Below are 24360 nucleotides of genomic sequence, written 5' to 3' on the forward strand. Positions count from 1 at the left end.
ACACCGGCTGAGATCGCGGGGGTGGAGACAAAGACAAGAGGGCAGAAAGCGCCATGAAGATCCTGATAGTCGAAGACGAACTGAGAACCGCGGACTACCTCTCCAAGGGGCTGACCGAGCAGGGCTGCACCGTCGACATGGCACACAACGGCATCGACGGCCAGCATCTCGCGCTCACGCACGAGTACGACGTGATCGTGCTCGACGTGATGCTGCCGGGGCAGGACGGCTTCTCGGTGCTGCGCGCGCTGCGTGCCGTGAAGCAGACGCCTGTCATCATGCTCACCGCGCGCGACCGCGTCGAAGACCGCATCAAGGGCCTGCACGAAGGGGCAGACGACTACCTCGTCAAGCCCTTCTCCTTTCTCGAGCTGCTGGCGCGGCTGCAGGCGCTCAACCGCCGCGGCCGCAAGCAGGAGCCGATGCAGCTGCGCATCGCCGACCTGCAGATCGACCTGCTGGCGCGAAAAGCCTTCAGGGGCAGCACCCGCATCGACCTCACCGCCAAGGAGTTCGCGCTGCTGGCCGTGCTGGCGCGCCGCCAGGGCGAGATCCTCTCGAAGACCGCCATCGCCGAACTGGTGTGGGACATGAACTTCGACAGCAACACCAACGTGGTCGAGGTGGCCATCAAGCGGCTGCGCGACAAGATCGACGCGCCCTTCAGCCCGAAGCTGCTGCACACCATCCGGGGCATGGGCTACGTGATGGAGCTGCGTGAGGGAGCAGGGGAGGGCGCGGCCCCGTGAAGCGCTCCATCACCGCGCGGCTGGTGCTGATGTTCGCGGCGGTGGCGCTCGCGACCTTCGCGCTGGCCGGCTTCGCGCTGCACAGCGTGCTGGCGCGCGAGCTGGAGCGGCATCAGTACGAGGAGCTCGACACCACCCTCAAGAGCCTGCAGTTCTGGATCAAGGCCATCGGCCGCCCCGAGCGCTGGCCGCGCGTGCAGGCACGCATGGACGCGCTCACGCCAGAGGACGGCAGCGTGCGCTTCTGGGTGCTCAGCGACGACCCGCGCTTCCAGTACGGCAAGGGCCTGGCCGAGATCGACGGCCTCACGCGCCAGGCCGACGGCCACACCAGCGTGATCGAGCTGCCGGGGCAGGAGCGGCCCTTCCGTACCCTGTCGGTGCACATCGACCCCTTCGAGCAGCGTCCGGCCGTGCGGCTCATCGTCGGGCGCAACACCGAGCCCTATGCGCGCACGCGCCAGAACTTTTTGACTGCGCTGGTCGGGCTTGGGCTGTGCGCGGTGCTGGTGGTGGCCGCGGCGGGCTACTGGATCGCGCAGCTGGGGCTGCGGCCGCTTGAGCGGCTGTCGAGGGAGGCACAGGCGCTGCGGCCCAAGACGCTGTCGCAGCGGCTGCAGGTGGAGCGGCTGCCGGTCGAACTCTCGGCGCTGGCCGAAGCGTTCAACGGCGCGCTGAGCCGGCTGGAGGAGGCCTACGGCCAGCTCGAAGCCTTCAACGCCGACGTGGCGCACGAGCTGCGCACGCCGCTGGCCAACCTCATCGGCAGCACGCAGGTGGCGCTGTCGCGCCAGCGCAGCGCGGTCGAGTTCCAGGAGGTGCTGCAGGCCAACCTCGAAGACCTGGAGCGGGTGCGCTCCATCGTCAACGACATGCTCTTCCTCGCGCGCGCCGACCGCGGCGAGGTGGCGACCGGGCTGGTGCTCACGCCCGTGGCGCTGGAGGTGCGCAAGACCATCGAGTTCTTCGAGTTCGTGCTCGACGAGACGCGCGCCCAGGTCGTCATCGAGGGCGACGTGCAGGCCGAGGCCCGGCTGGAGAGCGCGCTCTTCCGTCGCGCGATGTCGAACCTGCTGCAGAACGCCATCGAGCATTCGCAGCCCGGCGCGCAGATCGCCGTGAGGCTGCGCGAGGAGGCTGCTGCCACCTGGATCACCGTGTCGAACCCCGGCGAGCCCATCGACGCACAGCACCTGCAGCACCTGTTCGACCGGTTCTATCGCGTCGACGAGGCCCGCAACGACGGCGGCGAGCACCATGGCCATGGGCTGGGGCTTGCCATCGTGAAGGCGGTGGCGAGCATGCATGGAGGGCAGGTCTCCGCGTCGAGCGAAGAGGGTTGGAATACCTTCGGCTTCAGCGTATCGCGCTCCCCCGAGAAAACGGCCGGCTGACGATGGCTGAAGGCGCCAGGCAATGGCCTGTGCCCGGTACGTTCTTGGGCCATGCCGGAGAATCGCTGCCGGCATGAACAGCACGCAATCACCGCAATTTCCGCCCGCATCCGGGCCAAGACAGGGGCAGCCATGGCACAGCTGATGTCCCTGCTCGTGCAGAACGCGATCCTGGTGGTTTTTGCCGCCAGCTTCGCCGCGCGGCTCGGTCTGCCGGTGCCGGCCGCGGCGGTGCTGGTGCTCACTGGCGCGCTGCTCGCTGCGGGCGATGTCTCCGTGGCCGGCGTCGTGGTGGCGGCCGTCATCGCCAACCTGCTGGGCGACGGGGCTTGGTTCTATGCCGGGCGGCGCTTCGGCTACCGCTTCATGCGCCTGCTGTGCCGCATCTCCCTTTCGCCCGACTCCTGCGTGCGGCGCGGTGAATCGCTCATTTCCGACTGGGGTGGCCTCTCGCTGGTGGCCGCCAAGTTCGTGCCGGGCGTGTCGGTGGTGGCGCCGCCGATGGCCGGGGCGCTGGGCATGTCGGTGCGGCGTTTCATCGGCTTCGACGTGGGCGCGGCGCTGGTGTGGACCGGGCTCTTCCTCGGGCTGGGCTGGGTGTTCCGCAACCAGATCCAGGAGGTGCTGGCCATCATGGCGCAGGCCGGCGGCGTGGCCACCGCCGCGCTGGGCGTGGTGCTGCTGGTGATCCTGGCGGTGCGCTACTGGCGCCGTCGCGCCTTCATGCGGCTCACGGGCATGCCCCGCATCTCGGTGGAAGAGCTGCACGAACTGCTCAGCGGCGAAGAGCCCCCGCTGGTGATCGACGTGCGCGGCAAGGCCGGCGTGCAGGTCGATCCGCGCCGCATTCCGGGCGCGCAGTCGTACACGCTCAAGGCGCTGCAGCAGCGCAGCCTCGACCTGTCGCACGCGGCGGGGCGCGACGTGGTGCTGTACTGCAACTGCCCCAACGAGGTGTCGGCCGCGCAGGCCGCGCGCGTGCTGCTGGCGCGCGGTGCGCGCCGGGCCCTGCCGCTGACCGGTGGGCTCGATGCCTGGGTGGCCTCGGGCCGGCCGACCACGCTCGACTGAAGGCGGCGACATCGTTCCGAGGGCCTGCACAAGGCCCACGCCTGCAGAAACCTGCCCCGCGTGCTATGGTGCCCGGCCCTCGGGTTAACCCGAGGGCAGACCTCTCGCAACCGGGATCCCTCCGTGTCCTCTCCTTCCTCCGCGCCACGCGCCGCCCACCCCGGCCATTCCGCCCAATCCGCAGCCTCGGGCCTCAGCCCGGCCCTCACGCTGGTCTTCGCCGTCGCCTGCGGCCTGTGCGTAGCCAACATCTACTACGCCCAGCCGCTCATCGGCCCCATCTCCGACACGCTGCAGCTGCACGCCGGACTGGCCGGGCTCATCATGACGCTCACCCAGCTCGGCTACGGCGCGGGCCTGCTGCTGCTGGTGCCGCTGGCCGACGTGGTCGAGAACCGCAGGCTCATCGTCGGTGCGCTCTTCGGCGCGGTGATCGGGCTGGTGGGCATCGCGCTGTCGAACTCGGCCGTCACCTTCCTGGCCGCTTCCTTCGTGGTCGGCACCTGTGCGGTCGCGGCCCAGGTGCTGCTGCCCTTCGCCTCGCACCTCGCGCCCGAGGCCACGCGGGGCAAGGTGGTCGGCAACATCATGGCCGGCCTGCTGGGCGGGATCATGCTGGCGCGGCCCTTCGCCAGCATGGTGGCCTCGGCGCTGGGCTGGCGCGCGGTGTTCTGGGTGTCGGCCGTGCTCATGGCCACGCTCATCGCCGTGCTGTGGCGCGCGCTGCCGCAGCGCCACCCGCATGCGTCGATGGGCTATGCGCGCACCATGGCCTCGCTGCCGGGCATCGTGTGGACCACGCCCGTGCTGCGCCGGCGCGGGCTGTACCAGGGAATGATGTTCTCGGGCTTCCAGGCCTTCTGGACGGCCGTGCCGCTGGCGCTGGCGCATGAGTTCGGCATGGGCCAGGGCGGCATCGCGGCCTTTGCGCTGGCCGGTGCCGCCGGTGCGCTGATGGCGCCCATCGCCGGCCGGCTGGCCGACCGCGGGCTGACCCGGCCGGCCACCGGCGTCGCCATTGCGGTGGCGCTGTTCTCCTTCGTGCTGGGCGCGGTGGCCATGCACTACCGCTCGCTGGCCGGCCTGGTCGCGGCGGGCATCCTGCTCGACGGCGCGGTGCAGCTGTGCCAGGTGCTCAACTTTCGCAGCCTCTTCATGCTCGCCCCCGAGCTGCGCGGCCGGCTCAACGGCCTGTTCATGACCTTCATCTTCATCTGCGCGGCCGTGGCCTCGGGTATCGCGGCTGCGGTGTATGCCTTCCACGGGTGGAGCGGGCTGTGCCTGCTGGGTGGCGGTTATGTGCTGGTGGCGCTGCTGTACTACGCGACGGAATTCAGGCGAAGCGCGGCCCCCGCGGCGGTCGGCGGCTAGCCGGGGCCCGCGGCCAGGGTGGTAGCCTTGCCACCCGATGAACCTCCGCACCAAGATCGTTGCGCTCGCCGTCGCACCGCTGCTCGTGGCGCTGGTGCTGGTGGCCCTTGCGGTGCGCCACCAGGAGAACGACCTCGCCCAGCGCGAGCGCGCCCTCATCGAGAACAGCTACATGGCCCAGCGCCGCAGCGAGCTGCGCAGCTACGTGGACCTGGCCGTGAGCAACCTGCTGCCGCTGTACGAATCGGGCCAGGACGACGAGGCCACCCGTGCCGAGGCACTGCGCCGGCTGGCCGCGCTCAACTACGGCGACGACGGCTACTTCTTCGTGTACGACCTGGAGGGCAAGTCCCTCATGCACTCGCGCCAGCCCGAGCTGGTGGGGCAGAACCTCTGGGAGCTGCGCGACTCGCACGGCCGCTACACCATCCAGGAACTCATCAAGGGCGCGAAGGAGAACGGCGGCGGCTACGTCGAGTACGAATGGCGCAAGCCCTCGAGCGCCCAGCTGGCGCCCAAGCTCGGCTACGTGACCGCGCTGCCCCGATGGAACTGGATGGTCGGCACCGGCCTGTACCTCGACGACATCCAGTCGACCATGGACACCCTCGACCGGCAGGTGAACGCCAACGTCACCGCCACGCTGCTGTGGATAGCGGGCATCGCCGCGCTGTGCCTCGGCGTGGTCAGCGCCGCGGGCCTGCTGCTCAACCTCAGCGAACATCGCACGGCCGAAGCCAAGCTGCGCCTGCTCGCGCGCCGCGTGGTGCAGTCGCAGGAAGAAGAGCGCGGCCACCTCGCGCGCGAGCTGCACGACGGCACCAGCCAGACGCTGGTGTCGGCCAAGCTGCTGATCGAATCGGCCGTCGAATCGCTCGACCGCCAGCAGCAGCCCACGCCGCCCGCGCTGGTGAAGGCGCTGCAGCGGCTCAACGATTCGCTGATAGAAGTGCGCCGCATCTCGCACCGGCTGCGCCCCGCATTGCTCGACACCCTGGGCCTGCCCGCCGCGCTGGAGCGGCTGGTCGACGAGTTTAGGGAAGAGGGCGGCGGCGTCGATGCCTCGATCATGATCGGCGGCGAATCCTTCGAGCTGCAGCCCGAGGTGAAGACCGCGCTCTTCCGCCTCACGCAGGAGGCGCTGACCAACGTGCGCAAGCACGCCAACGCGCAGCACGTGCACATTGCGCTGAACTTCGACGAAGAAGATGGCGTGCGGCTCGAAGTGAGCGACGACGGCACCGGCTTCGACATCCAGGCCGTGCAGCTCGACCCCCGGCGCGGCATCGGTCTGCGCAACATGCGCGAGCGCATGGAAGCCATCGGCGGGCGCCTCACCATGTGCAGCAACGCCGGGCGCACCTCCATCGAGGCCGAGGTGCCCGCCCGCAGCGCGAGGGCCGCAGCGGCCGAACAGAAACAGCAGGCCCACGCACCCACGGCAGGCGCCAAAGCATGACCACCGCCAAGACCATCCGGCTCTTTCTTGTCGACGACCACCCGCTGGTGCGCGACGGCCTGCGCGCGCGGCTCGGCTCCATGCCCAACCTGGAGATCGTCGGCGAGGCCGGCAGCGCCGCCGAAGCACTGGAGCTGGTCGACAGCGTGCGGCCCGACCTCATGCTGATGGACGTCGGCATGAAGGACATGAACGGCATCGAGCTCGCGCAGGTGCTGCTGCAGCGCCAGAGCGCGACGCACATCGTCATGCTCAGCATGTACGACAACCCGGAGTACGTGCAGAAGGCCCTGCAGGTGGGCGCGCGCGGCTACGTGCTGAAAGACGCGCCCGCGGCCGAGATCGTCGCGGCCATCGAGGCCGTGTCGGCCGGCGGCACATTCCTGAGCCCCGCCGTGTCGAAAAAACTCTTCCGCACGCAGGAGCCCAGGCCCTTGCTCACCCCGCGCGAGAGCGAGATTCTTTCGGCGCTGGGCCGAGGCGAATCAAGCAAGCAGATCGCGCGCGACCTGGGCCTGAGCGTGCGCACGGTGGAGGCGCACCGGCAGAGCATCAAGCGCCGCCTGGGCATCGAGGGGCAGGCCGAGCTCATCAAGTACGCGGTGGAACATGCGCGCGAATTCCGGCGCGATTCCTGAGTAGACGCAGCCGCTTCTGCAGCCTCTTTTTCGCTGATCGACCCCGCGACTGTCAGCGCTTTGTGGACTGGCGCCGTCGCCTCGCGATCAAGCGAAGGAATCGGCAGGTTCTGGGCAGAAAGTCACTTCTGCGCAGCCTGGTCTTCTATACAGTGAATGCCCCTGTGGTTGAACGACCCACCAAGTGGGCATGGAGGGCAGAGCACACGAAGACTTCTCTTGAGTGAAACCGCATTGCCTTGCGGCGGGCTGTTGGTGCGACTGCATCGACGCGAACGTGAGGCGCAAAAGGCGACGGCCAAGGTGCGCGAACACCTCAGCCGTCTAACCACATGACGTGCACAACTTTGACAAGGAGCACACCAAATGGCTAAACGAATTATGGCCGGCGCAGCAAAGCCGGCATCCGCGGACGCGACGACCACCACGACACGGGACCCGGCCGGTCTTCTGGAGAACAAGCTGGAGCAGCTGAACTCGCTGCTCTGGTGCTTCTACGGCGCCGGCGACGGATGGTTCCAGGATGCGGGGGAGGCGCATCGGGAGAATCTGCTTTGGATTGCTTCGGATTTGGCGCGGGAGGCGGTGGCGCTTTATCAGGAGATTAGTCCGGCTGGGTAAGGGGCTTGGGCGCCAAGTCTCCGAAGGCGGCTTGGCTCTCCCTATGGCTGTTCGATTCCCCTCGCGGGTTTCCGCTTTGCAGCGTAAGAGATCGTTGCGTTGAAGTGTATATGCCGGGTATCAGCCATACACTGGCCATTCGGAGATCGGCATCTCTAGCGATGTCGTACAGGGAAGCAATTAAGATTCCTCAACTTCTCTTCTTCGATTGCATTGCTAACGTCTGTACATGGAGGCAGCGATCAACGCTCACGAAGAAGCAGGCCAATGGATTTAAGCGATCAACTGCCAATCAGCGCATGAAGTTCAAGCCTCGAAATCTTAGAGCCCTGGCCGACTGCGTCATTGGTGACGCAAATCACTTTCCATACAGGACCAGCTCCCGCATCACCCAGTTCTTCGAAGAGTGCGATCTCGACTTCGTCCATGACGGCTCGACTCGGTGGTATTGGACATCTGAGCGCCTCGCCGAGCTTCTTGCCGAGCCGCAGGCTGCCCCGCATGTGTTGCCAGATCGCTTTATGAACCTTCTCCGCGTCCTGATGCACAAGTCTGACGCCGAGGATGACGACCCAGGCAGGGTCAAGGCGCTATTGCTCATTAACCAGCCGTTGGGCCGCGAGGGTTTTGAGGGTTTCTACGGTGAGGACGACCTGCTGTACGTTCGGCACGTCGGTACGAAAACAATTTCCGCGCTTGAAAATAACCCGCACCGCCCGTTTACGCCGGAGGAGTTGAAGCGCCGTGATCAGCTAGGCGCGTACCTCAACGTCTGCTCAGAGGACGACCTCATCAATGAAGTGCTGCTTCCGCTCTTCCGGCAGCTCAACTTCCGTCGCATTACTTCAGCCGGTCACAAAGACAAGGCTCTTGAATATGGCAAGGACGTGTGGATGAGATTCGTGCTGCCGACACAGCACGTGCTGTATTTTGGACTGCAAGCGAAGAAGGGCAAGCTCGACGCCGCTGGCATGACCACCGGTTCCAATGCGAACATTGCCGAGATTCACAATCAGGCGCTAATGATGCTGGGGCACGAGATATTCGATCCAGAAACCAGCAGGAGGGTGCTCGTCGATCATGCGCTCATTGTGGCCGGCGGCGAAATCACCAAAGCCGCCCGTAACTGGCTTGGCGGTAAGCTTGATCAGTCGAAGCGGAGCCAAATTCTGTTCATGGACCGTGAGGACATTCTGAACCTACATATCGTGAACCAGCTGCCGTTGCCGGAGGCCGCAATCACGAATCCGAAGAGCCCTTTCGACGACATCGACGACGACATTCCCTTTTGAAGCACAGTTACGGTCTCATAAGACTCAGTAGGGCATACCGCGCGGCGACTTCATCGATCCGGGCTTTGATAATCTTGTCGAGAGCCGAGCCATCGGTATAGTTCGCAGCCACGACAGAATGAACCCGGCCGTCGTCCAAGTACTTCGCGGCCTTCGTTTTTCCGCCATGTTTGTTCGGCGTATAAACCGCGACAGATAGGCCGCCTTGTTCCTTCACCAGCCGAAAGCAGGGTATATCGGTCGCGCCATCGCCGATAAAGACGATGTTCTCGAACGGCACCGCGCGCTCGGCTTTGGGGATGAACTTGTTGACTGCGGCGTTGTCGCTGATATCCGTGACACCCTTGTTGATGCGAAACAGATACTGCGTTTTCGTCGTGTAGTTGATCGCCAACGCGGGCCATTGTGCGACGCCATTCGCGTCGAAGAGGTATTTGGAAGCAAACACTGCCTCAAAGCGCTTTGCAATCGGCGTGCCGGCAAAAATCTCCGCGTTGCCGGACGATATGAGATAGTGCTTGACGTCCACACCTTTCGACTTGGCATAGGTGCTGATTCGCGTAAACCAGTCGATCACTCCCTCGAACAGCTTAATCGACTTACCGCGGCTCTTGAAGTCGTCTCGCCTTACCGGCACGTTATGCGCACTAGCTTTGCGTAACATGAGATTCATATAAACCAGCACTTCGTCAGCTTGGCATTGCTTGGCCGTCTCGTGCACCTCTCTCCAGAACGCAGTGGGCGTCATACCGATGTCGGGCAGGAATTGGTGCTCCTGCATGTTGCCTGGCGCCAAGGTGCCATCGAAGTCGTAAGCAATGGCCATGGTGGTCTTCTTCCGGTTCATGCTGTCTCCTGTGTCGCTCGTTGAATATCACTCAACCGTGATCATTGAATCCCATACAGGCGACTCTGCATCAACGTATTTTCGTGAGCGTTACTGACTGCGCCCGTACGAATTGGATCGAGGTAGGTGTTCCTGTCCTTTAAGACGTCACGAGTCAACAAACCTCGGTTGTGAAGTGCCACATTCAGAGTTGCCGCGTAGGCTTGGCAGTTGATAGAGTGCTCGGGGTTGAAGGCAATGTCTGAGAACGCCCGGTATGTCAAAACTTGCTCAGCTAAGTCAGGGTGTTTGTGTAGTTCGTTGGCGTATCCCGCGGCGACTAGCGTGTCTCGCAGCACCAAGCCGCGAGCCATGATCGAGTCCAGATTGGCGACGAGAGTGAAATGCATCAAAGAATTGATGCCTCGTTCGGCCACGTACTCTTGTACTGTTGTTGCCATGAAGCCTCCTGCAAGGCCAATGCTACTGGATGTTTCATCTCAGACGAGCCATCGATTTCCCTTGTGACCCGCAACTCGGGTTCGGATCGGAAAGGATCCTGTTTCCAAAGCGGTGAATATCCGCTTCGCGCCGACTTCTGCCTGCCTCGGCTCGGACTGAGTGACCGAGTTCAGTCTGAACTGCCATGCGAGAGAGGGCTTGGTGACTTGTGCTTGATCGCAAATCTAGGCCCTCGTCGCCGGTGACAACGCAGTACGCTTGATTTCTATGGCCTAACGTTCGCTTTGGCCTGCTTTCGCAGAAATAGCTATGAACCAATCTCAGAAAAGTTTATTCATTGACAGCGGATACCAGCGACTGGAAGTCTTCTATTCAAAGAAGGCGGTTGCTGGCATCGGGGCGAAGGTGCTCGATGAGTTCAAACTACTGAGTTCACAACGAGGAGGACTAGCTTCGGCGAGCTCTCTTCAAAAGCTCCCCGTCTTTCAGCAGATCGGAAAGCTATCCGCGCGGATCAAAGTTCCGGGCCTGCACGAATCGCTGTCCACGCCTGAACTGATCGCCTGCATCACTCGTCTAGCCGGCCGCCCTCCATCAGCGATTCAAGACACCCAATTGCTTCTGTCCCCACCCAACCAAGGCGCTTCGACCCTCGAAAACCTGAACTGGCACGTCGACATCGCCGCAAACCCTAAAGGCCCGCTCCCCGGAATCCAGGCCTTCTTCCTCATCGACGACGTAGCCCCAGGAGGCGGCGCAACGCTGGCACTGGCCGGCTCGCATCGCGTCAACACGCAGGGCATGCCCACGTCCTCACAACTGCGCGAAGCGCTGAAGACCCCCGGCGACCTGAGGGGCAACCTGCATCGGCTAGGCATCGAAATCATCGAAATGTCCGGCCGCGCAGGCGATGTGTTCCTAATGGACTTGCGCGTGCTGCACACCCCATCGGTCAACTCGACGAAGAACGTGCGGATGATGGCCACGACGCGCTTTTTCTTCGACGGGTCTTCGCGCTAGGCCCTTCCGCATCACGACGTTGAACAGGGCACGCCCGCTCTGGCGGCCCTCTCAACCCCAACCCTCAATACCCCCGCCCCGGATCAACCACATCCATCGGCTCTTCCCCCTCCGCCACACGCAAGATATTCGCCGCAATCTGCCGCGCAGACGAGGAGGGAATCGCAACCGAAGCCAGATGCGGCGTGATCAGCACCTGCGGCATGCCCCACAGCGGATCATTGGCCGGCAGCGGCTCGCGCTCGAACACATCGAGCGTCGCGCTGCCGATATGCCCGCTCTGCAGCAGTGCCGTCAGCGTCGCCTGATCGACCAGCGCCCCCCGGGCCACGTTCACGAAGGCGGCACCGGGCCGCAGGCGCTCCAGCCGCGCGCGGTCGAAAAGGCCCTTGGTCTGCGGCGTGAGCGGCAGCATCAGCACGACGATGTCGGCCTGGCCGAGCACGGTGTCCAGCGTCTCCATGCCCGAGAAGCATTCCACGCCTTCGATCAGCCGCTGGCTGCGCGACCAGCCCAGCGTTCTGAAGCCCTGGCGCTGCACTTCGGTTGCGGCCATGGCGCCGAGGTGGCCCAGGCCGAGCACGGCCACCGTGATTTCCTCGGGCGAGCGCGGGTGGCGGTAGGCCCATTCGCCGCGCCGTTGGGCCTGCTCGAAGTGGGGAATGTCGCGCGCATGGCGCAGCACAGCGAACAGCACGTAGCCGGCCATCATGCGAGACATGTTCGGATCGGTGATGCGCGTGATGGGGATGCCTGCCGGCAGGTCGCTGCGCGAGACCAGCGCGTCGACGCCGGCGCCCAGGTTGACGATGAGCCGCAGGTTCGGCATCTGCTGGAAGAAGCCCTCTGGCGGCTTCCACACCATCGCGTAGTGCACGTCCTCGGGCCGCTCGAGGGCGCTGGAGTGGACCACCTGCAGGTCGGGCAGTTGCGCCTGCAGTGCCTTCTGCCATGCACCGAAATCGTCGAAGTCGCTGTAGAAGACCAGAGTGCCGAGGCGCTGCTGCTGTGCCATCTTCAGGCGCTCTTCTGCTGCTGTTCGCTGGCACTGCGAACCAGGCGGGTCACGGCCTCGATCGCGAACTCGTAGCCGTCGCCGCCCAGGCCTGCGATCACGCCATGGGCCGCCTTGGAAATGAAGGAGTGGTGGCGGAAGGGCTCGCGCTTCCAGATGTTGCTCATGTGGGCCTCGATGATCTTGCCGGGGAAGGCCAGCAGTGCGTCGAGTATGGCGATCGATGTGTAGGTGAGGCCGGCCGCGTTGATGACGATGCCGTCGGCCACGCCGCGCGCCTCCTGGATCCAGTCGATCAGCTGGCCTTCGTGGTTGCTCTGCAGAAAGCGCAGGTCCACGCCCAGCGAGGCGGCCTTCTGCTCGCAGCGCGACTGCAGCACCGGAAAGCTGTCGCTGCCGTAGGTCTTGTTGGCGTCCAGGCCATAGAGGTTGGCGTTGGGCCCGTTGAGGAACCAGACCGTGAGGGGAGGAAGCGTGGTGGTGTTGCTCATCGTGGGTGCTCTCAGGCTTCGTGGGGAATGGTGGCCTGCATGGCGGGCAGCTGCGCGAACCCGGCATACCAGCGCGTTGCGGCGGGATGGCTGGCGCGCCAGTCCAGTTCGGGAAAACGGAAGTCGAGGTAGCCCAGGCCGCATCCGATGGCGACTTCGCCAATGGTGGGGCCGGCGGTTGCCAGCTCCGGCGCGATGGCCTCGATGGAGTCAAGGCAGGCCATGACCTTGGTCAACAGTGCCTGGCGCCAGACGGGCCACTGCATTTCGGTAGGCCGCGCCGTGAGTTCGTAGCGCGCAAGCAGCGCGGCGTCGAGCAGGCCGTCGCCCATCGACTGTCGAGTGAGCGCCTTCCAGCGCGCGGGGCCGACCGGCGGAAAGATGCCGGCGCTGCCCAGGCTGTCGATGTATTCGCAGATCACGCGGCTGTCGTAGAGCGACTCGCCGTCGTCCAGTATCAGCGTCGGCACCTTGGCCAGCGGGTTGTGCGCCGCGATGCGGTTGTCGCGGCGCACCGGATGCGCGGCGCTGTCGAGCCACTCGATGCGTTCGGCCTGGCCGCTCAGGTGGGCGCAGACCATGACCTTGCGCACGAAGGGCGAGGTGGGGGCATACAGCAGTCGCATGATGCTCAAGGCTCCAGGACGAGTTTGCCGAACACCTGGCCGCTCTCCAGCAGTGCATGGGCCTGTGCGGCCTGGGCCAGCGGCAGCCGCGCGTGCAGGCGCGGCGCGATGCGTCCGCTGGCGAGCAGCGGCAGCACGTGGCGCGAGATGGCCTGCGCCATGCGTGCCTTCTCGGCATGCGTCTGCGGGCGCATGGTGGACGAATGCAGGCTCAGCTGTCGCTGCATCAGCGTAAGCAGTTCGACCGTAACGGCGGAGCCCTGCATGAAAGACAGGCTCACGTGCCGGCCGCCGAAGGCCATGGCCTGCAGGTTGCGGCGCACATAGTCGCCGCCGACGATGTCCAGCACCACGTCCACGCCGCGCCCGCCGGTGAAGTCGAGGCAGGCCTGAACGAAGTCGGTGGTGGGCCAGCAGATAGCGAGGTCCGCGCCCATGGTTTTCAGATCGGCGAAGCGGGCCTCGTCGCTTGCGGTCGCGACGACGGTGCAGCCGGCCGCATGCGCCATCTGCACCGCGAGCGAGCCGATGCCGCCCGTGGCGCCGTGAATCAGCACGGTCTCGCCCATGGCCAGCCGGCCCAGTTCGAAGAGGTTGTGCCAGACGGTGAACAGCCCTTCAGGCAGGGCCGCGGCCTCTGCGTCGGACAGGCGGGCCGGCACTGCGAACGAATGGTCCACCGCGGCCACGCACCAGGGCGCATAGCCGCCGCCGGGCACGAGCGCCATGCGCCGCGTGCCGCGCAGCGCAGGGTCGACACCCGGTCCGCAGGCGACGACCTCGCCGCAGACTTCAAGCCCCAGCACGTCGGTGACGCCAGGCGCAGGCTTGGCGATGCCCTGGCGCTGCATGATGTCGGGCCGGTTGATGCCGCCGGCCAGCACGCGCAGCAGCACCTCGCCGGGGCGCGGTTGCGGCACGGGCCGCTCGGCCAGAACGAGCACGCTGGCGTCGCCCGGTTCGCGGGCCACGATGGCCTGCATGGTGGAGGGCAGCGCTTCGGTCATGGCGTTCATGGCTGGGGGCTGAAGACGCTCACGCCTTCAGGTGCGAGCGCCAGTCCTGCCACAGAGCCGACCGGCCATTGCCGCATGGCCGTGAGGCCCGGGCTGCGCACGGTGACGATCTGGCGTGCCGTCATCGGCAGGTCGACGTCGACGAAGGTGTTGATGTGGTCACCCTGGAACACGTGGTTGACCACGGTGCCGCTGAGCACCGAGGCCGGGTGCAGGTTTTCCAGCCGCAGGTGCTCGGGCCGCACGTAGACGTCGAGCCGCTCGCCTTCATGCGAGGCGTGCACGAGCCGGTCCTGCGACAGGCTGATGAGGCCCGAGCCCAGGCGCAGCTGCACGTCGCCCGCGCCCTTGCCGTGGTAGTAGGCCGGCAGGATGTTCACGTCGCCCAGGAAGGACGCGACGAAGGGGTCCTGCGGGCTCTGGTAGAGCTCGGCCGGCGGCGCGATCTGGCGGATCACGCCCGCCGACATCACCGCGATGCGGTCGGACATGGCCAGCGCCTCGCCCTGGTCGTGCGTGACGAACACGGTGGTCAGGCCCAGGCGGCGCTGGATTTCGCGGATCTCCACCTGCATGGAGCCGCGCAGGCTCTTGTCGAGGGCCGAGAAGGGTTCGTCGAGCAGCAGCACCTTGGGCTGGATGACGAGCGCGCGCGCCAGTGCCACGCGCTGCTGCTGGCCGCCTGAGAGTTCGCGCGGCTTGCGGTGGCCGAGGCCGTCGAGCTTGACCATGGCCATGGCATCGCGAATGCGCCTTGCCGCTTCGTCGTTGGGCACGCCTTGCATGCGCAGGCCGTAGCCGATGTTGCGCTCCACCGTCATGTGCGGGAACAGCGCGTAGTTCTGGAACACGAGGCCGATCTTGCGCAGGTGCGGCGGGTCGCTGGTGACGGGGCGGCCGTCGATGAAGACCTCGCCGCTGTCGGCCTCGGCGAAGCCTGCGATCAGGTTCAGCAGCGTGGTCTTGCCGCAGCCCGAAGGCCCCAGCAGTGTGAGGAACTCGCCGCGCCGGATCTTCAGCGAGACCTCGCGCAGCACGGTCTGGTCGTGGTACTTCTTGACCACGCCTTCGATGCTGACGGCCACATCGGCCGCATTGGGGCCGAGCTCGGGAGGGACAGGATTCATGGCCGAAACGATAAGTCAATCGGCTGCCATCGGGCATTTGCAGATATTGAGCCGGCCCCTCGGAAAAAACGAAACAGGCGCTTTCTCCAGCGTTGCGCAACGTCTTGCGGGCGTCGCGGCCGCGCTTCGCTTTTTCCTAAGCCTTGCGTCTGAAAAACATGATTTTCAAACGCCATGCCCTTCATCAGACTCGGCCCCCAATCGGTGTGTGGCAGCGCCGGCCTGCCCGGCCGAAACAGCCCCGTCGATCATCCTGAGGAACATCAAATGTCTGTGGAGAAAATCAATACCCTGGTGGTTGGCGCGGGCCAGGCCGGTATCGCGATGAGCGAGCATCTGGCGGCCATGGGTGTTTCACACCTCGTGCTTGAACGCAATCGCATCGCGGAGCGCTGGCGTTCGGAGCGCTGGGATTCGCTGGTCGCCAACGGCCCGGCCTGGCACGACCGCTTTCCGGGGCTGAAGTTCGAGGGCATCTCGCCCGAAGCCTTTCCGCCCAAGGAACGCATGGCGCAGTACTTCGAGGACTACGCAGCCATGCTGAAGGCCCCCGTTCGCACCGGCGTGGAGGTGCAGCGCGTCGAGCGCCATGTCGGCCGACCGGGCTTCAAGGTGAGCACTTCGCAAGGCGTGATCGAGGCGATGAACGTGGTCGCGGCCACCGGCCCGTTCCAGATCCCGGCCTATCCCGCCATCGTGCCGGCCGATGCGCCGGTCGCTCAGCTGCATTCATCGGCCTACAAGAACCCGGGCCAGCTGGCCGACGGCGCGGTGCTGGTGGTCGGGGCGGGCGCTTCGGGCTCGCAGATCGCCGAAGAGCTGCGCCAGGCCGGCCGCAAGGTGTACCTGTCGGTGGGCGAGCATTACCGTCCGCCGCGCTCATACCGCGGCCGCGACTATTGCTGGTGGCTTGGCGCGCTCGGCCTGTGGGACGAAGTCCGCATCAAGCCGAAGAAGAAGCACGTGGCCTTTGCCGTGAGCGGCTACGAGGGCGGCCGCACGGTGGACTTCCGGCGCCTTGCCCACGCGGGCATCGAACTGGTGGGCCTGACCGAGTCCTACGAGGGCGGCGTGATGCGCTTCGCCGAAGGCCTGGCCCGCAACGTGGCCGAGGGTGACCAGGCTTACTTCGACGTGCTGCGCGAAGCCGACGCGTACATCGAGCAGAACGGCCTGCCGTTCCCGCCCGAGCCCGAGGCCTGGGAGCTTCTGCCCGACCCCGCATGCCTGACCGAGCCCACGCTGAGCCTGGACCTGCGCGAGGCCGGCATCACGACCGTGCTGTGGGCCACGGGCTTCAAGTTCGACTACAGCTGGCTGCAGGTCAACGCCTTCCACGAGAACGGCGAGCCGTACCACAAGCGCGGCATCTCGGCCGAAAGCGGCATCTACTTCCTGGGGCTGCCGAACCTGGTGAACCGTGCCTCGTCGTTCATCTACGGCGTGTGGCATGACGCCAAGTACATCGCCGACCACATCCTTTTGCAGCAGGGCTACATGTCCTACGAGAAGAGCTGAGCGCGCACGGTGCGTGAATGGCGGAGGCCGCCGGATCCTGCGATCCGGCGGCCTTCGTCATTCGATGCGCGCCATGGGCTGCGGCATCCCGCGACCCGGCTGCTCTATCTATCCGATCAGCGGCAGAGGAAGTCGACGAGCCCGGCCAGCATGCGGTCGCAGGCCTGCAGCTGCGACAGCTCCACGTATTCGTCGGCCTTGTGCGCCACCGTGATGCTGCCGGGGCCGCATACCAGCACGGGCGTCTGCTGCCAGCTCTGCTGGAACAGGCCGCCCTCGCTGCCGTAGTCGACCTTGGTGGTGGGCGTGCCCTCGGGCAGCAGCCCGCGCAGCAGGCCGACGGCCGGCGCGTCTTCCGGTGTCGACAGGCTGGGGTAGCTGTTCTGCAGCGTGACCTCGGGCAGCGGCGCGTCGGCGTGCTGGGCCTCGCGCTTCACGCGCGCGGCCAGGTTCTGCAGGATGCGTTCGAGGATCTGCGCCGGCTCGTCCTGCGCGACGTTGCGGATCTCGAAGTTCAGCGTGCATTCGCTGGGCACGATGTTGAGTGCGCGGCCGCCCTGGATGGTGCCGACGTGCACGGTGGAGTAGGGCACGCCGTAGCCTTCTTCGCGCGGGCCGCTCTCGGCCAGCTCGCGCTGCACTTCGCGCGCCGAGGCCACGAGGTCGCTGGCCATGTGGATGGCATTGACGAACTGCGGCGCGAGGCCCGAATGACCGGCCTCGCCGCAGCAGACCGCGCGGTAGGCGGCCTTGCCCTTGTGGCCGGTGCCGATGCGCATCAGCGTGGGCTCGCCGACGATGCACAGGTACGGCGCCGGCAGATGGCCTTCGAGCCGGCGCAGCAGATGGCGCACGCCGACGCAGCCGATCTCCTCGTCGAAAGACAGCGCCAGCTGCAGCGGCCTTTTCAGCGGCCGTCCGGCGGCAGCCACCATGGCGGTGACTGCGCAGGCGACGAAGCCCTTCATGTCGGCCGCGCCGCGTCCGTAGATGCGGCCGTCCCTGTGGGTTGCCTCGAAAGGCGGCGATGTCCAGGGCTGCCCTTCCACGGGCACCACGTCGGTGTGGCCTGACAGCAGCACGCCGGGCACGCCCTCGGGTCCGACCGAGGCGAACAGGTTGGTGCGGCGCGGGTCCTCGGGGTCCGGCGCTCGCGTGGAGGCGATGCCGGCGGCCGAGAGGATGTCTTGCACCGCGGCGATGAGCCCGTCGTTGGGTTGCAGCGAGACGGAGGGAAAGGCGATCAGCGTCTCCAGCAGGGAGACGCTGGAGACGCTGGTGGAGCGTTCAGTGGTCATGGTTTTTGCGCGGGTGGCGCGTCTCGCGAGTCTGGCGTTTCTTGCGTCTCGGGCGCCACGGGATGGGGATCGAAGAAGCTGGCCGCGCTCATACCGGGGATGTACTGGTCGGAGATGTAGGCGCGGCAGCGGTCCATGAAGGCCTGGGTCAGTCGCGACTGCTTCATGGGCTTGTACGTGGCCAGCCCCAGGAGCATGGGGCGGTGCTTGCCGGCCAGGCGCACGCGCACCATGCGCTTGCCGTCCAGCGACAGGTTGGACTTGGGCCGAACGTTGAAGAGCGCATAGCCGATGCCGTTGGCGGCCATGGAGCGCACCACCTCTTCCGAACGCGAACGCGCCACGATGTTGGGTGTCAGCCCGACGCTGGCGAACAGCGAGGTGAAGTAGTCGCGGCTCATGGGCAAATCGAGCAGCACGAAGGGCTGCGGGGCGAGCTCCTCGAAGGTGACGGCCTTCTGCTGCGCCAGCGGATGCAGTTCGCTCACCAGCACGTAGGGCGGCAGCGTGGCCAGGCTCTCGAACTCGATGTCGTCGTCCAGGCGCAGGTCATACGTCAGGGCCACGTCGATCTCCAGCGACCGCAGCTTGTTCATGAGCACTTCCTGGTCGCCCTCCACCATCTGCATCTCGACCCGCTCGAAGGCGCGCGCGAAGCGGAAGATGACCTCGGGCGCGATCATGGCCGTCAGCGACTGGAAGCTGCCCACGCGCAGCGGGCCCTGCATCACGTCGCCGGAGTCGGAAGCGATCTCGTAGAGGCGGGAGGAGCGTTCGAGCACGTCCTGGCACTGGTTCAGCACCAGGGTGCCGATGGCGGTGAGCCCCAGTCCCTTGGAGGGATGGCGCACGAACAGCTGGACATTGAGTTCGCTCTCGATGTGCGCGATGGCCGCGGAGATCGAAGGGGAGGAGATGTGGATCTGCGCGGAGGCCGCGGCGATGCTGCCGTACTTGGCCGTCGCGACGAAGTACTCCATCTGGCGCAGGGAGACGCGGTTGAGCATATCGGAACAGGAAGGCGCGCCACGCGCGGCGCGGAAGCGACCGCACCAGTGTAGCGACACCCCTGCGTCAGGGATTGCCCGGCACACCGAAGCTGGGTGCCGCGCGCGGGTCGATCGCCCGCGTGATGTAGGCCTCCTGCTGCGGCGCATAGACCTGCCAGGTGGCGTACAGCGCCTGCACCGGGTCGGCTTCCACCCAGTCCAGCCGCAGGTCGACCACGGGCCAGTTCTGCGTGCCGTAGACCAGCAATCCCGCTGAATGCACGGGGCCTTCCTCACCGCCGGCCGCCTGGCCGGCGAGCATGGCCTGCATCAGGCGCTCGGCGAGCGCGCCCTCGGCCTTCTCGAAGGCCGCCAGCATGGCCGCCGGCACCTCGCGGTTGCGCAGCATGTTGCCGGCGCAGGCCGCGTGCGTGCCCACCACGCTCGCCAGGGTACCCAGTGCGTTGGCCCCGGTGAACACCACCGGCGGGTTGTGCGCGTCGATGGCCATGAGCTGGCGGTAGTCGATGAAGGGGCGCTGCTGCTGCAGCTGCGCCACGGCCTGCGCGGGCGTGTTGCCGGCGGCCATCAGGTCGAGCAGCATCGGTCCCAGGTCGGGGTCGGTGATGTTCTGGCTGGCGGCGGCGCCCACGCCACGGCGGCCGCGCACGCAGCGCGACGCCACGGCGGGCGACGAGGAGGCCACGGCCGCGCCGAACTGGCCGGTGGCGGGGCAGCGCGCAACGATGGAGAAGGTCATGGCGTTCAGTCGGGGATGACGGCGGTGGCGTCGATCTCCACCAGCCATTCGGGGCGGGCCAGGGCCGAGACCACGATGCCGGTGGACACCGGGAACACGCCCTTGAGCCAGCGGCCGACCACGAGGTAGACGGCCTCGCGGTAGCGCGGGTCGATGATGTAGATGGTGATCTTGCAGATGTCCTGCAGTTCGCCGCCGGCTTCCTCCAGCAGCATGGCGATGTTGGACATGGCCTGTTCGGCCTGTCCGGCGACGTCGCCGATGCACACGCTCTCGGAGGTTTCCAGGTTCTGGCCGATCTGCCCGCGCAGGAACACGGTGCGGCCGCGGGCGACGACGGCCTGGCAGAGGTCGTTGTCCAGCTTCTGTTCCGGGTAGGTGACCTTGGTGTTGAAAGGACGGATGCGGGTGTGCTTCATGGTCGCTGCAGGGGAGGCTGGGGGCATGAGACGCCGATGGCGCCGGGACCGGCATGGTCGTCGGCGCCGGCCGTTGGCGCCATTTGTTTTTTCCGTGCGACCGTTTAGGAATTTCCGAGCGGCGGGCGCGCCGGGGCCCTCGGAAAATTTGAGCCACCTCTACGTAAAAGGCGATTAGGCCGCGACGTAAGCCATTCCTATGATCCGGCCCCGTGATGCAGGTGCTGCACGTGCCGAAGGTTTTGCAGGGCGCCCCGCAATCGCAGTACCGGCAGATGTTCAACTTTTACGATCGAGGTTCAATCAATGATTCGCAAGCTTCTGACTTTGTGCGCGCTCTCCGTCACTCTGGGCGGCACCACCGCCTGGGCACAGGACAACGCGCTCGTGGTGAGCACCTGGGGCGGCAGCTTCCGTGACCTCATCGACGACAACATCGGCAAGGAATTCACCCGCCAGACCGGCGTGCCCGTGAAGTACGTGACCGGCGGCACCATCGATCGCCTGAACAAGGCCAAGCTGGCTTCCAAGCCCGAGAGCGACATCACCTTCACGACCTCGCACGTGGGCTGGCTGTATGTGAACAGCAACCTGTTCGAGCAGATCGACACCGCCAAGATCCCGAACTACGCCAACCTGGTGGACCGCGCCAAGATCAGCCCGTACCACATCGGCAGCTGGGCGTACGTCTACTCCATCGGCTACCGCCCCGACCTGGTGCCCGCCAGCATCAAGCTCGAGAGCTGGAACGACCTGTGGAACCCGGCGCTCAAGGGCAAGCTCAGCGCGCCCGACTTCGACCCCAGCCACATCATCGCGGTGTCGGCCATGCTCTCGGGCGGCGACGCCGCCACCTGGGAGAAGGGCCAGGAAAAGCTCAAGGCGCTCAAGCCCAACTTCAAGGCCTTCTACACCAACGACGCCAACGCCCAGCAGCTGATCGCCACCGGCGAGACGCCCGTGGAGGTGATCCTGTCGATGAACGCGTACCACATGGCCAGCCAGGGCGTGCCGATCAAGGTCGTGATGCCCAAGGAAGGCGCCGTGCTCGGCGTGGACACGATGGCCATCATGAAGGGCACGACCAAGGCCGACCTGGCCTACAAGTTCCTGAACATCGCGCTGTCGGCCGACGTGCAGTCGAAGATCGTCGCTTCCAAGAAGGCCAGCCCGGTCGTCACCAATGCCAAGGTCTCGGCCGAGGACGCCAAGCTGCCCGGCGTGTTCACCACCAAGGAGCAGTGGGACACCCAGGCCATCGTGATCGACAACAAGCTGCGCGCCGAAAAGACCGCCGAATGGCGCAAGTGGTTCACCGAGAACATCATGAACTGATCCCGCGCTGGAGCATGCAAGCCGGGGAGACCGGCGCGGCCCTCGCTGCGCCGGTCTCCCCGCGACGATCGAGCATCTGAAGAAGTTGTTGTTGTTGGGAAGGGCAGGAATGCGTTCCGATCTACGGGCCTGGCTGGTGTCCCCGGCCGTCATTGTTGCGGCGGGCATCGCCGTGTCGCTGCTGGCCGTGCTGCAGTTCAGCTTCCGCGCCTTCGTGCCCGGCTCGCTGGACGTGGGCGGCCTCACGCTGGAGAACTTCAGCGGACTGACCAAGTCGATCTATCTCGCCGCTTTCGCCAACACCTTGCTGCTGAGCGTGGAGACGACGGTGTTCTCGCTGCTCGTCGCCTATCCGCTGGCCTATGCGCTGGTGCGCGTGCGCAACCGTGCGCTCAAGTCGTTCATCCTCGTGGTGTCGATCACGCCGCTGTTCCTGGGCGAGATCGTGCGCACCTACTCGTGGATCGCGGTGCTGGGCAGCAACGGCTTCATCAACGGCGTGCTGCGCCATCTCGGCCTCATCGAATGGCCGCTGGAGCTCATGTTCACCCACCTGGGCGTGCTCGTGGCGCTGGTGCACGTGACCATTCCGGTGGTGGTGCTGATGCTGGCCACGGCCATCTCCCATATCGACCGCGACTACGAGAAGGCCGCGCAAAGCCTGGGCGCGGGTCCGGTCAAGACCTTCCTCACGGTCACGCTGCCGCTGTCCATGCCCGGCATCCTGGCCAGCATCACCACGGCCTTCGCCTGGACCTTCAGCGCCTTCGCCACGCCGCAGATGATCGGCGGCGGCCGCGTGCCGACGGTGTCCACGCTGGTCTACCAGCTCGGCTTCTCGTCGATGAATTTCCCGCTGGCCGCGAGCCTGAGCGTGGTCGGCCTGCTGCTGACCGCTGCCGCGCTGCTCGCCCTGGGCCAGTTGACCAGGCGGCTGAAGGCCATCGGAGGCCACTGACATCATGAAGATCAAGAGCGCCCTGCCGCTTCCGCTGCGCATCGCCGGCCCCCTGCTGATCGCCATCCTGCTGGGCTTCGTGCTGCTGCCGGTGGTGGTGGTCACCATCGCCGCGTTCAACGAGAAGGCCATCCTCACCTTCCCGCCCGAGTCGTACTCGCTCCAATGGTTCGCGCGGGTGTTCAGCTATCCCGACTTCCAGCATGGCTTCAAGGCCAGCCTGGTCATCACCGGCTGGTCGTCGTTTCTGGCGCTGGTGATCGGCACCTGCCTGGCCATCGCGGCGAAGCGGATGGAGTTCAAGGGCAAGCAGACCCTGCTGGCCATCCTGCATTCGCCGCTGGTGGTGCCGCACTTTACGCTGGGGCTGGGCCTGCTGATCCTGGTGTCGCAGGCCTCGGTGCAGCGCGGCTGGGGCATCGCCATCCTGTGCCACGTGATGCTGGTGCTGCCCTTCGTGATGCGCAGCGTCTACGTGTCGATGGAGAACCTGGACGAGCGCCTGGAGCAGGCCGCGGCCAGCCTCGGCGCCTCGCCGCTCAAGGTGCTGCTGACCGTGACTGTGCCGCTGCTGGCGCCAGGGCTTTTCGGCGGCTGGCTGTTCGCGGCCATCATGTCGTTCAGCGAGTTCACGGCGTCGCTGTTCGTGACCACGCAGGACACGCAGACACTGCCCGTGGCCATGTACAACTACGTTCGCGAGTTCGCCGACCCGACGCTGGCGGCGCTGTCGGTGGTCTACATCGCGGTCACGGCCACTGTGCTGGCCCTGGCCAACTACTTCCTCGGCCTGGGCAAGATCCTGAACATCGAAGATCGATGAGGGGCCTTGCGCACGTGGCCGGGCGCCGCCGCGAGCGCTCCAGGTCGCGGCGTTGACGGGGCCTGCGAACAGGGCCACCATCGCACAGCGTCACCAATGCCCGATACGGCGGCGCGCCTGTAGAGGCCGCCCGGCTCGCATGCGAGCTGGGTAACTCGAACAGGGCACCCAAGGGCTCTCCAGGGCGCTCCAGTGCGCTCCAGGGCATCCTGGGTACCAGGCAGGTCCAGATTTCAAGGAGCCATCCCATGACCGAAAGCGACAAGCTCTTCGCAGGCTCGATCCCCCGGCTCTACGACACGCTCATGGTCCCCTTGATCTTCGAGGCCTACGCTGCCGACACGGCCGAGCTGGTCGCAGGCTTCTCCCCCGGCGCCGTGCTCGAGACGGCCGCAGGCAGCGGTGTTGTCACGCGGGCCCTGGCGCCAAGGCTGGGCACGGGTACGCGCTACGTGGTGACCGACCTCAACCAGCCCATGCTCGACTACGCCGCCACCCGTCAGGGCAGCAGCAACATCGACATCGAATGGCGGCAGGCCGACGCGCTCAGGCTGCCGTTCGAAGACGCCTCGTTCGACGTCGTCTTCTGCCAGTTCGGCGCGATGTTCTTCCCCGACCGCACCGCCGGCTATGCCGAGGCGCGCCGCGTGCTGAGGCCGGGCGGGCGTTTCGTGTTCACCGTGTGGGACCGCATCGAGGACAACGCCTTTGCGGACGAGGTCACCAGCGCCGTCGCGGAGATCTTTCCGCAAGACCCTCCGCGCTTTCTGGCGCGCACGCCGCACGGCTACCACGACGTGGCGCTGATCCGCCGCGATGTGAGCCGCGCGGGCTTCACGAGCATCGAGATCGAGACGCGCGAGAAGACGAGCCGCTCACCATCGGCGCGCGACGTTGCCACCGCCTATTGCCAGGGAACGCCGCTGCGCAACGAGATCGAGGCGCGCGATGCCGGCGCGCTGCAGGCGGCGACGGACCGGGCGGCGCAGGTCATCGCCAGCCGCCACGGCGAAGGCCCGGTGGCCGGCAAGATCCAGGCGCATGTGATCGTGGCGTCGGGGTAGCCGGGCAGGGCAGGAGGC

25 protein-coding genes are annotated in these 24360 nt (G+C 66.1%); 14 read left to right on the forward strand and 11 right to left on the reverse strand.

Annotation, left to right across the window (positions count from 1 at the left end; all coding sequences use genetic code 11):
• The first annotated feature begins 53 nt into the window (after positions 1-53).
• The 8 genes from FHY06_RS22115 to FHY06_RS22150 all read left to right on the forward strand — a co-directional run bounded on the left by FHY06_RS22115 (position 54) and on the right by FHY06_RS22150 (position 8595).
• Positions 54-749, forward strand: a complete 696-nt coding sequence (locus tag FHY06_RS22115) for a heavy metal response regulator transcription factor (RefSeq protein ID WP_019657824.1) — start codon at positions 54-56, stop codon at positions 747-749.
• On the forward strand, positions 746-2143 hold the full coding sequence (locus FHY06_RS22120) for a heavy metal sensor histidine kinase (protein ID WP_184606302.1): 1398 nt from the start codon (positions 746-748) through the stop codon (positions 2141-2143). Before FHY06_RS22115 ends, FHY06_RS22120 begins: the two co-directional genes overlap by 4 nt.
• Before the next feature lie 132 nt (positions 2144-2275).
• The gene (locus tag FHY06_RS22125) at positions 2276-3214 is read left to right on the forward strand and encodes a DedA family protein/thiosulfate sulfurtransferase GlpE (protein ID WP_126183231.1); all 939 of its coding nucleotides are present in this window, start codon (positions 2276-2278) and stop codon (positions 3212-3214) included.
• Positions 3215-3337: 123 nt separating this feature from the next.
• Positions 3338-4585: an MFS transporter gene (locus FHY06_RS22130; protein WP_184606303.1), complete on the forward strand. Its 1248-nt coding sequence runs from the start codon at positions 3338-3340 to the stop codon at positions 4583-4585.
• Positions 4586-4622: 37 nt separating this feature from the next.
• The gene (locus FHY06_RS22135; protein ID WP_184606304.1) at positions 4623-6044 is read left to right on the forward strand and encodes a cache domain-containing protein; all 1422 of its coding nucleotides are present in this window, start codon (positions 4623-4625) and stop codon (positions 6042-6044) included.
• On the forward strand, positions 6041-6682 hold the full coding sequence (locus tag FHY06_RS22140) for a response regulator (protein WP_184606305.1): 642 nt from the start codon (positions 6041-6043) through the stop codon (positions 6680-6682). The genes FHY06_RS22135 and FHY06_RS22140 overlap by 4 nt, the downstream gene beginning before the upstream one ends.
• A 366-nt stretch (positions 6683-7048) precedes the next feature.
• Complete coding sequence (locus tag FHY06_RS22145) at positions 7049-7303, forward strand: hypothetical protein (RefSeq protein WP_240649949.1); 255 nt, start codon at positions 7049-7051, stop codon at positions 7301-7303.
• Between the two features lie 299 nt (positions 7304-7602).
• A complete protein-coding gene (locus FHY06_RS22150) occupies positions 7603-8595 on the forward strand; it encodes a hypothetical protein (RefSeq protein WP_184606306.1) in 993 nt (330 codons plus the stop codon).
• A 7-nt stretch (positions 8596-8602) separates the two neighbouring features.
• On the opposite strand, the gene FHY06_RS22155 is transcribed toward FHY06_RS22150, so the two are convergent.
• On the reverse strand, positions 8603-9442 hold the full coding sequence (locus FHY06_RS22155; protein ID WP_184606307.1) for a haloacid dehalogenase-like hydrolase: 840 nt from the start codon (positions 9440-9442) through the stop codon (positions 8603-8605).
• Positions 9443-9483: 41 nt separating this feature from the next.
• Positions 9484-9882, reverse strand: a complete 399-nt coding sequence (locus FHY06_RS22160; RefSeq protein ID WP_260310575.1) for a DarT1-associated NADAR antitoxin family protein — start codon at positions 9880-9882, stop codon at positions 9484-9486.
• Positions 9883-10192: 310 nt separating this feature from the next.
• Between FHY06_RS22160 and FHY06_RS22165 the strand changes: the two genes are divergently transcribed.
• Positions 10193-10903, forward strand: coding sequence for a phytanoyl-CoA dioxygenase family protein (locus tag FHY06_RS22165; RefSeq protein ID WP_184606308.1), 711 nt, complete (start codon positions 10193-10195; stop codon positions 10901-10903).
• A gap of 64 nt (positions 10904-10967) precedes the next feature.
• Here FHY06_RS22165 and FHY06_RS22170 read toward each other — a convergent pair whose 3' ends face one another.
• Genes FHY06_RS22170 through FHY06_RS22190 form a run of 5 tightly spaced genes read right to left on the reverse strand, consistent with a single transcriptional unit; the run spans position 10968 to position 15178 of the window.
• Positions 10968-11924 (reverse strand): 2-hydroxyacid dehydrogenase, encoded by a 957-nt coding sequence (locus FHY06_RS22170; protein ID WP_409327464.1) that lies wholly within the window; start codon positions 11922-11924, stop codon positions 10968-10970.
• The gene (locus tag FHY06_RS22175) at positions 11921-12409 is read right to left on the reverse strand and encodes a type II 3-dehydroquinate dehydratase (protein WP_184606310.1); all 489 of its coding nucleotides are present in this window, start codon (positions 12407-12409) and stop codon (positions 11921-11923) included. Before FHY06_RS22175 ends, FHY06_RS22170 begins: the two co-directional genes overlap by 4 nt.
• An 11-nt stretch (positions 12410-12420) precedes the next feature.
• On the reverse strand, positions 12421-13035 hold the full coding sequence (locus FHY06_RS22180) for a glutathione S-transferase (RefSeq protein ID WP_184606311.1): 615 nt from the start codon (positions 13033-13035) through the stop codon (positions 12421-12423).
• Positions 13036-13040: 5 nt separating this feature from the next.
• Positions 13041-14051, reverse strand: a complete 1011-nt coding sequence (locus tag FHY06_RS22185) for an NAD(P)H-quinone oxidoreductase (protein WP_260310576.1) — start codon at positions 14049-14051, stop codon at positions 13041-13043.
• Positions 14048-15178 carry an ABC transporter ATP-binding protein gene (locus FHY06_RS22190; protein ID WP_184606312.1) on the reverse strand — a complete coding sequence of 377 codons (1131 nt, stop codon included), beginning with the start codon at positions 15176-15178 and terminating at the stop codon, positions 14048-14050. The genes FHY06_RS22185 and FHY06_RS22190 overlap by 4 nt, the downstream gene beginning before the upstream one ends.
• Before the next feature lie 267 nt (positions 15179-15445).
• Here FHY06_RS22190 and FHY06_RS22195 point away from each other — a divergent pair, with 267 nt between their 5' ends.
• Positions 15446-16696 carry a flavin-containing monooxygenase gene (locus tag FHY06_RS22195; protein ID WP_132800973.1) on the forward strand — a complete coding sequence of 417 codons (1251 nt, stop codon included), beginning with the start codon at positions 15446-15448 and terminating at the stop codon, positions 16694-16696.
• Positions 16697-16812: 116 nt separating this feature from the next.
• On the opposite strand, the gene argE is transcribed toward FHY06_RS22195, so the two are convergent.
• From argE to FHY06_RS22215, 4 genes are all read right to left on the reverse strand, one after another.
• Positions 16813-17994 (reverse strand): acetylornithine deacetylase, encoded by a 1182-nt coding sequence (argE, locus tag FHY06_RS22200; protein ID WP_184606313.1) that lies wholly within the window; start codon positions 17992-17994, stop codon positions 16813-16815.
• Positions 17991-19001 (reverse strand): LysR substrate-binding domain-containing protein, encoded by a 1011-nt coding sequence (locus tag FHY06_RS22205; RefSeq protein WP_019656929.1) that lies wholly within the window; start codon positions 18999-19001, stop codon positions 17991-17993. The genes argE and FHY06_RS22205 overlap by 4 nt, the downstream gene beginning before the upstream one ends.
• A 67-nt stretch (positions 19002-19068) precedes the next feature.
• The gene (locus tag FHY06_RS22210; RefSeq protein WP_126183240.1) at positions 19069-19743 is read right to left on the reverse strand and encodes a DUF1028 domain-containing protein; all 675 of its coding nucleotides are present in this window, start codon (positions 19741-19743) and stop codon (positions 19069-19071) included.
• A gap of 5 nt (positions 19744-19748) precedes the next feature.
• On the reverse strand, positions 19749-20162 hold the full coding sequence (locus tag FHY06_RS22215) for a RidA family protein (protein ID WP_019656931.1): 414 nt from the start codon (positions 20160-20162) through the stop codon (positions 19749-19751).
• Between the two features lie 306 nt (positions 20163-20468).
• On the opposite strand from FHY06_RS22215, the gene FHY06_RS22220 reads away from it, so the two are divergent.
• The 4 genes from FHY06_RS22220 to FHY06_RS22235 all read left to right on the forward strand — a co-directional run bounded on the left by FHY06_RS22220 (position 20469) and on the right by FHY06_RS22235 (position 24342).
• Positions 20469-21497 carry an ABC transporter substrate-binding protein gene (locus tag FHY06_RS22220; protein WP_019656932.1) on the forward strand — a complete coding sequence of 343 codons (1029 nt, stop codon included), beginning with the start codon at positions 20469-20471 and terminating at the stop codon, positions 21495-21497.
• Positions 21498-21606: 109 nt separating this feature from the next.
• Positions 21607-22455: an ABC transporter permease gene (locus tag FHY06_RS22225; protein ID WP_184606314.1), complete on the forward strand. Its 849-nt coding sequence runs from the start codon at positions 21607-21609 to the stop codon at positions 22453-22455.
• 4 nt (positions 22456-22459) lie between these two features.
• Entirely contained in the window at positions 22460-23278 is an 819-nt protein-coding gene (locus tag FHY06_RS22230) for an ABC transporter permease (protein WP_019656934.1), read from the forward strand.
• Between the two features lie 248 nt (positions 23279-23526).
• The gene (locus tag FHY06_RS22235) at positions 23527-24342 is read left to right on the forward strand and encodes a class I SAM-dependent methyltransferase (RefSeq protein WP_184606315.1); all 816 of its coding nucleotides are present in this window, start codon (positions 23527-23529) and stop codon (positions 24340-24342) included.
• The last annotated feature ends 18 nt before the right edge of the window (positions 24343-24360 follow it).

The sequence above is a fragment of the Variovorax atrisoli genome (genome assembly GCF_014195185.1).
GTDB classification, from domain to species: Bacteria; Pseudomonadota; Gammaproteobacteria; order Burkholderiales; family Burkholderiaceae_C; genus Variovorax; species Variovorax atrisoli.

What these genes read in the sequence shown, in the direction of transcription:
- FHY06_RS22215 (WP_019656931.1), bottom strand. Translation starts at nt 20,162, where the DNA reads ATGAAGCACACCCGCATCCGTCCTTTCAACACCAAGGTCACCTACCCG.
- FHY06_RS22230 (WP_019656934.1), top strand. Translation starts at nt 22,460, where the DNA reads ATGAAGATCAAGAGCGCCCTGCCGCTTCCGCTGCGCATCGCCGGCCCC.
- FHY06_RS22205 (WP_019656929.1), bottom strand. Translation starts at nt 19,001, where the DNA reads ATGCTCAACCGCGTCTCCCTGCGCCAGATGGAGTACTTCGTCGCGACG.
- FHY06_RS22115 (WP_019657824.1), top strand. Translation starts at nt 54, where the DNA reads ATGAAGATCCTGATAGTCGAAGACGAACTGAGAACCGCGGACTACCTC.
- FHY06_RS22225 (WP_184606314.1), top strand. Translation starts at nt 21,607, where the DNA reads ATGCGTTCCGATCTACGGGCCTGGCTGGTGTCCCCGGCCGTCATTGTT.
- FHY06_RS22125 (WP_126183231.1), top strand. Translation starts at nt 2,276, where the DNA reads ATGGCACAGCTGATGTCCCTGCTCGTGCAGAACGCGATCCTGGTGGTT.
- FHY06_RS22155 (WP_184606307.1), bottom strand. Translation starts at nt 9,442, where the DNA reads ATGAACCGGAAGAAGACCACCATGGCCATTGCTTACGACTTCGATGGC.
- FHY06_RS22135 (WP_184606304.1), top strand. Translation starts at nt 4,623, where the DNA reads ATGAACCTCCGCACCAAGATCGTTGCGCTCGCCGTCGCACCGCTGCTC.
- FHY06_RS22160 (WP_260310575.1), bottom strand. Translation starts at nt 9,882, where the DNA reads ATGGCAACAACAGTACAAGAGTACGTGGCCGAACGAGGCATCAATTCT.
- FHY06_RS22175 (WP_184606310.1), bottom strand. Translation starts at nt 12,409, where the DNA reads ATGAGCAACACCACCACGCTTCCTCCCCTCACGGTCTGGTTCCTCAAC.
- FHY06_RS22185 (WP_260310576.1), bottom strand. Translation starts at nt 14,051, where the DNA reads ATGAACGCCATGACCGAAGCGCTGCCCTCCACCATGCAGGCCATCGTG.
- FHY06_RS22210 (WP_126183240.1), bottom strand. Translation starts at nt 19,743, where the DNA reads ATGACCTTCTCCATCGTTGCGCGCTGCCCCGCCACCGGCCAGTTCGGC.
- FHY06_RS22165 (WP_184606308.1), top strand. Translation starts at nt 10,193, where the DNA reads ATGAACCAATCTCAGAAAAGTTTATTCATTGACAGCGGATACCAGCGA.
- argE (WP_184606313.1), bottom strand. Translation starts at nt 17,994, where the DNA reads ATGACCACTGAACGCTCCACCAGCGTCTCCAGCGTCTCCCTGCTGGAG.
- FHY06_RS22140 (WP_184606305.1), top strand. Translation starts at nt 6,041, where the DNA reads ATGACCACCGCCAAGACCATCCGGCTCTTTCTTGTCGACGACCACCCG.
- FHY06_RS22180 (WP_184606311.1), bottom strand. Translation starts at nt 13,035, where the DNA reads ATGCGACTGCTGTATGCCCCCACCTCGCCCTTCGTGCGCAAGGTCATG.
- FHY06_RS22190 (WP_184606312.1), bottom strand. Translation starts at nt 15,178, where the DNA reads ATGAATCCTGTCCCTCCCGAGCTCGGCCCCAATGCGGCCGATGTGGCC.
- FHY06_RS22235 (WP_184606315.1), top strand. Translation starts at nt 23,527, where the DNA reads ATGACCGAAAGCGACAAGCTCTTCGCAGGCTCGATCCCCCGGCTCTAC.
- FHY06_RS22145 (WP_240649949.1), top strand. Translation starts at nt 7,049, where the DNA reads ATGGCTAAACGAATTATGGCCGGCGCAGCAAAGCCGGCATCCGCGGAC.
- FHY06_RS22150 (WP_184606306.1), top strand. Translation starts at nt 7,603, where the DNA reads ATGAAGTTCAAGCCTCGAAATCTTAGAGCCCTGGCCGACTGCGTCATT.
- FHY06_RS22220 (WP_019656932.1), top strand. Translation starts at nt 20,469, where the DNA reads ATGATTCGCAAGCTTCTGACTTTGTGCGCGCTCTCCGTCACTCTGGGC.
- FHY06_RS22195 (WP_132800973.1), top strand. Translation starts at nt 15,446, where the DNA reads ATGTCTGTGGAGAAAATCAATACCCTGGTGGTTGGCGCGGGCCAGGCC.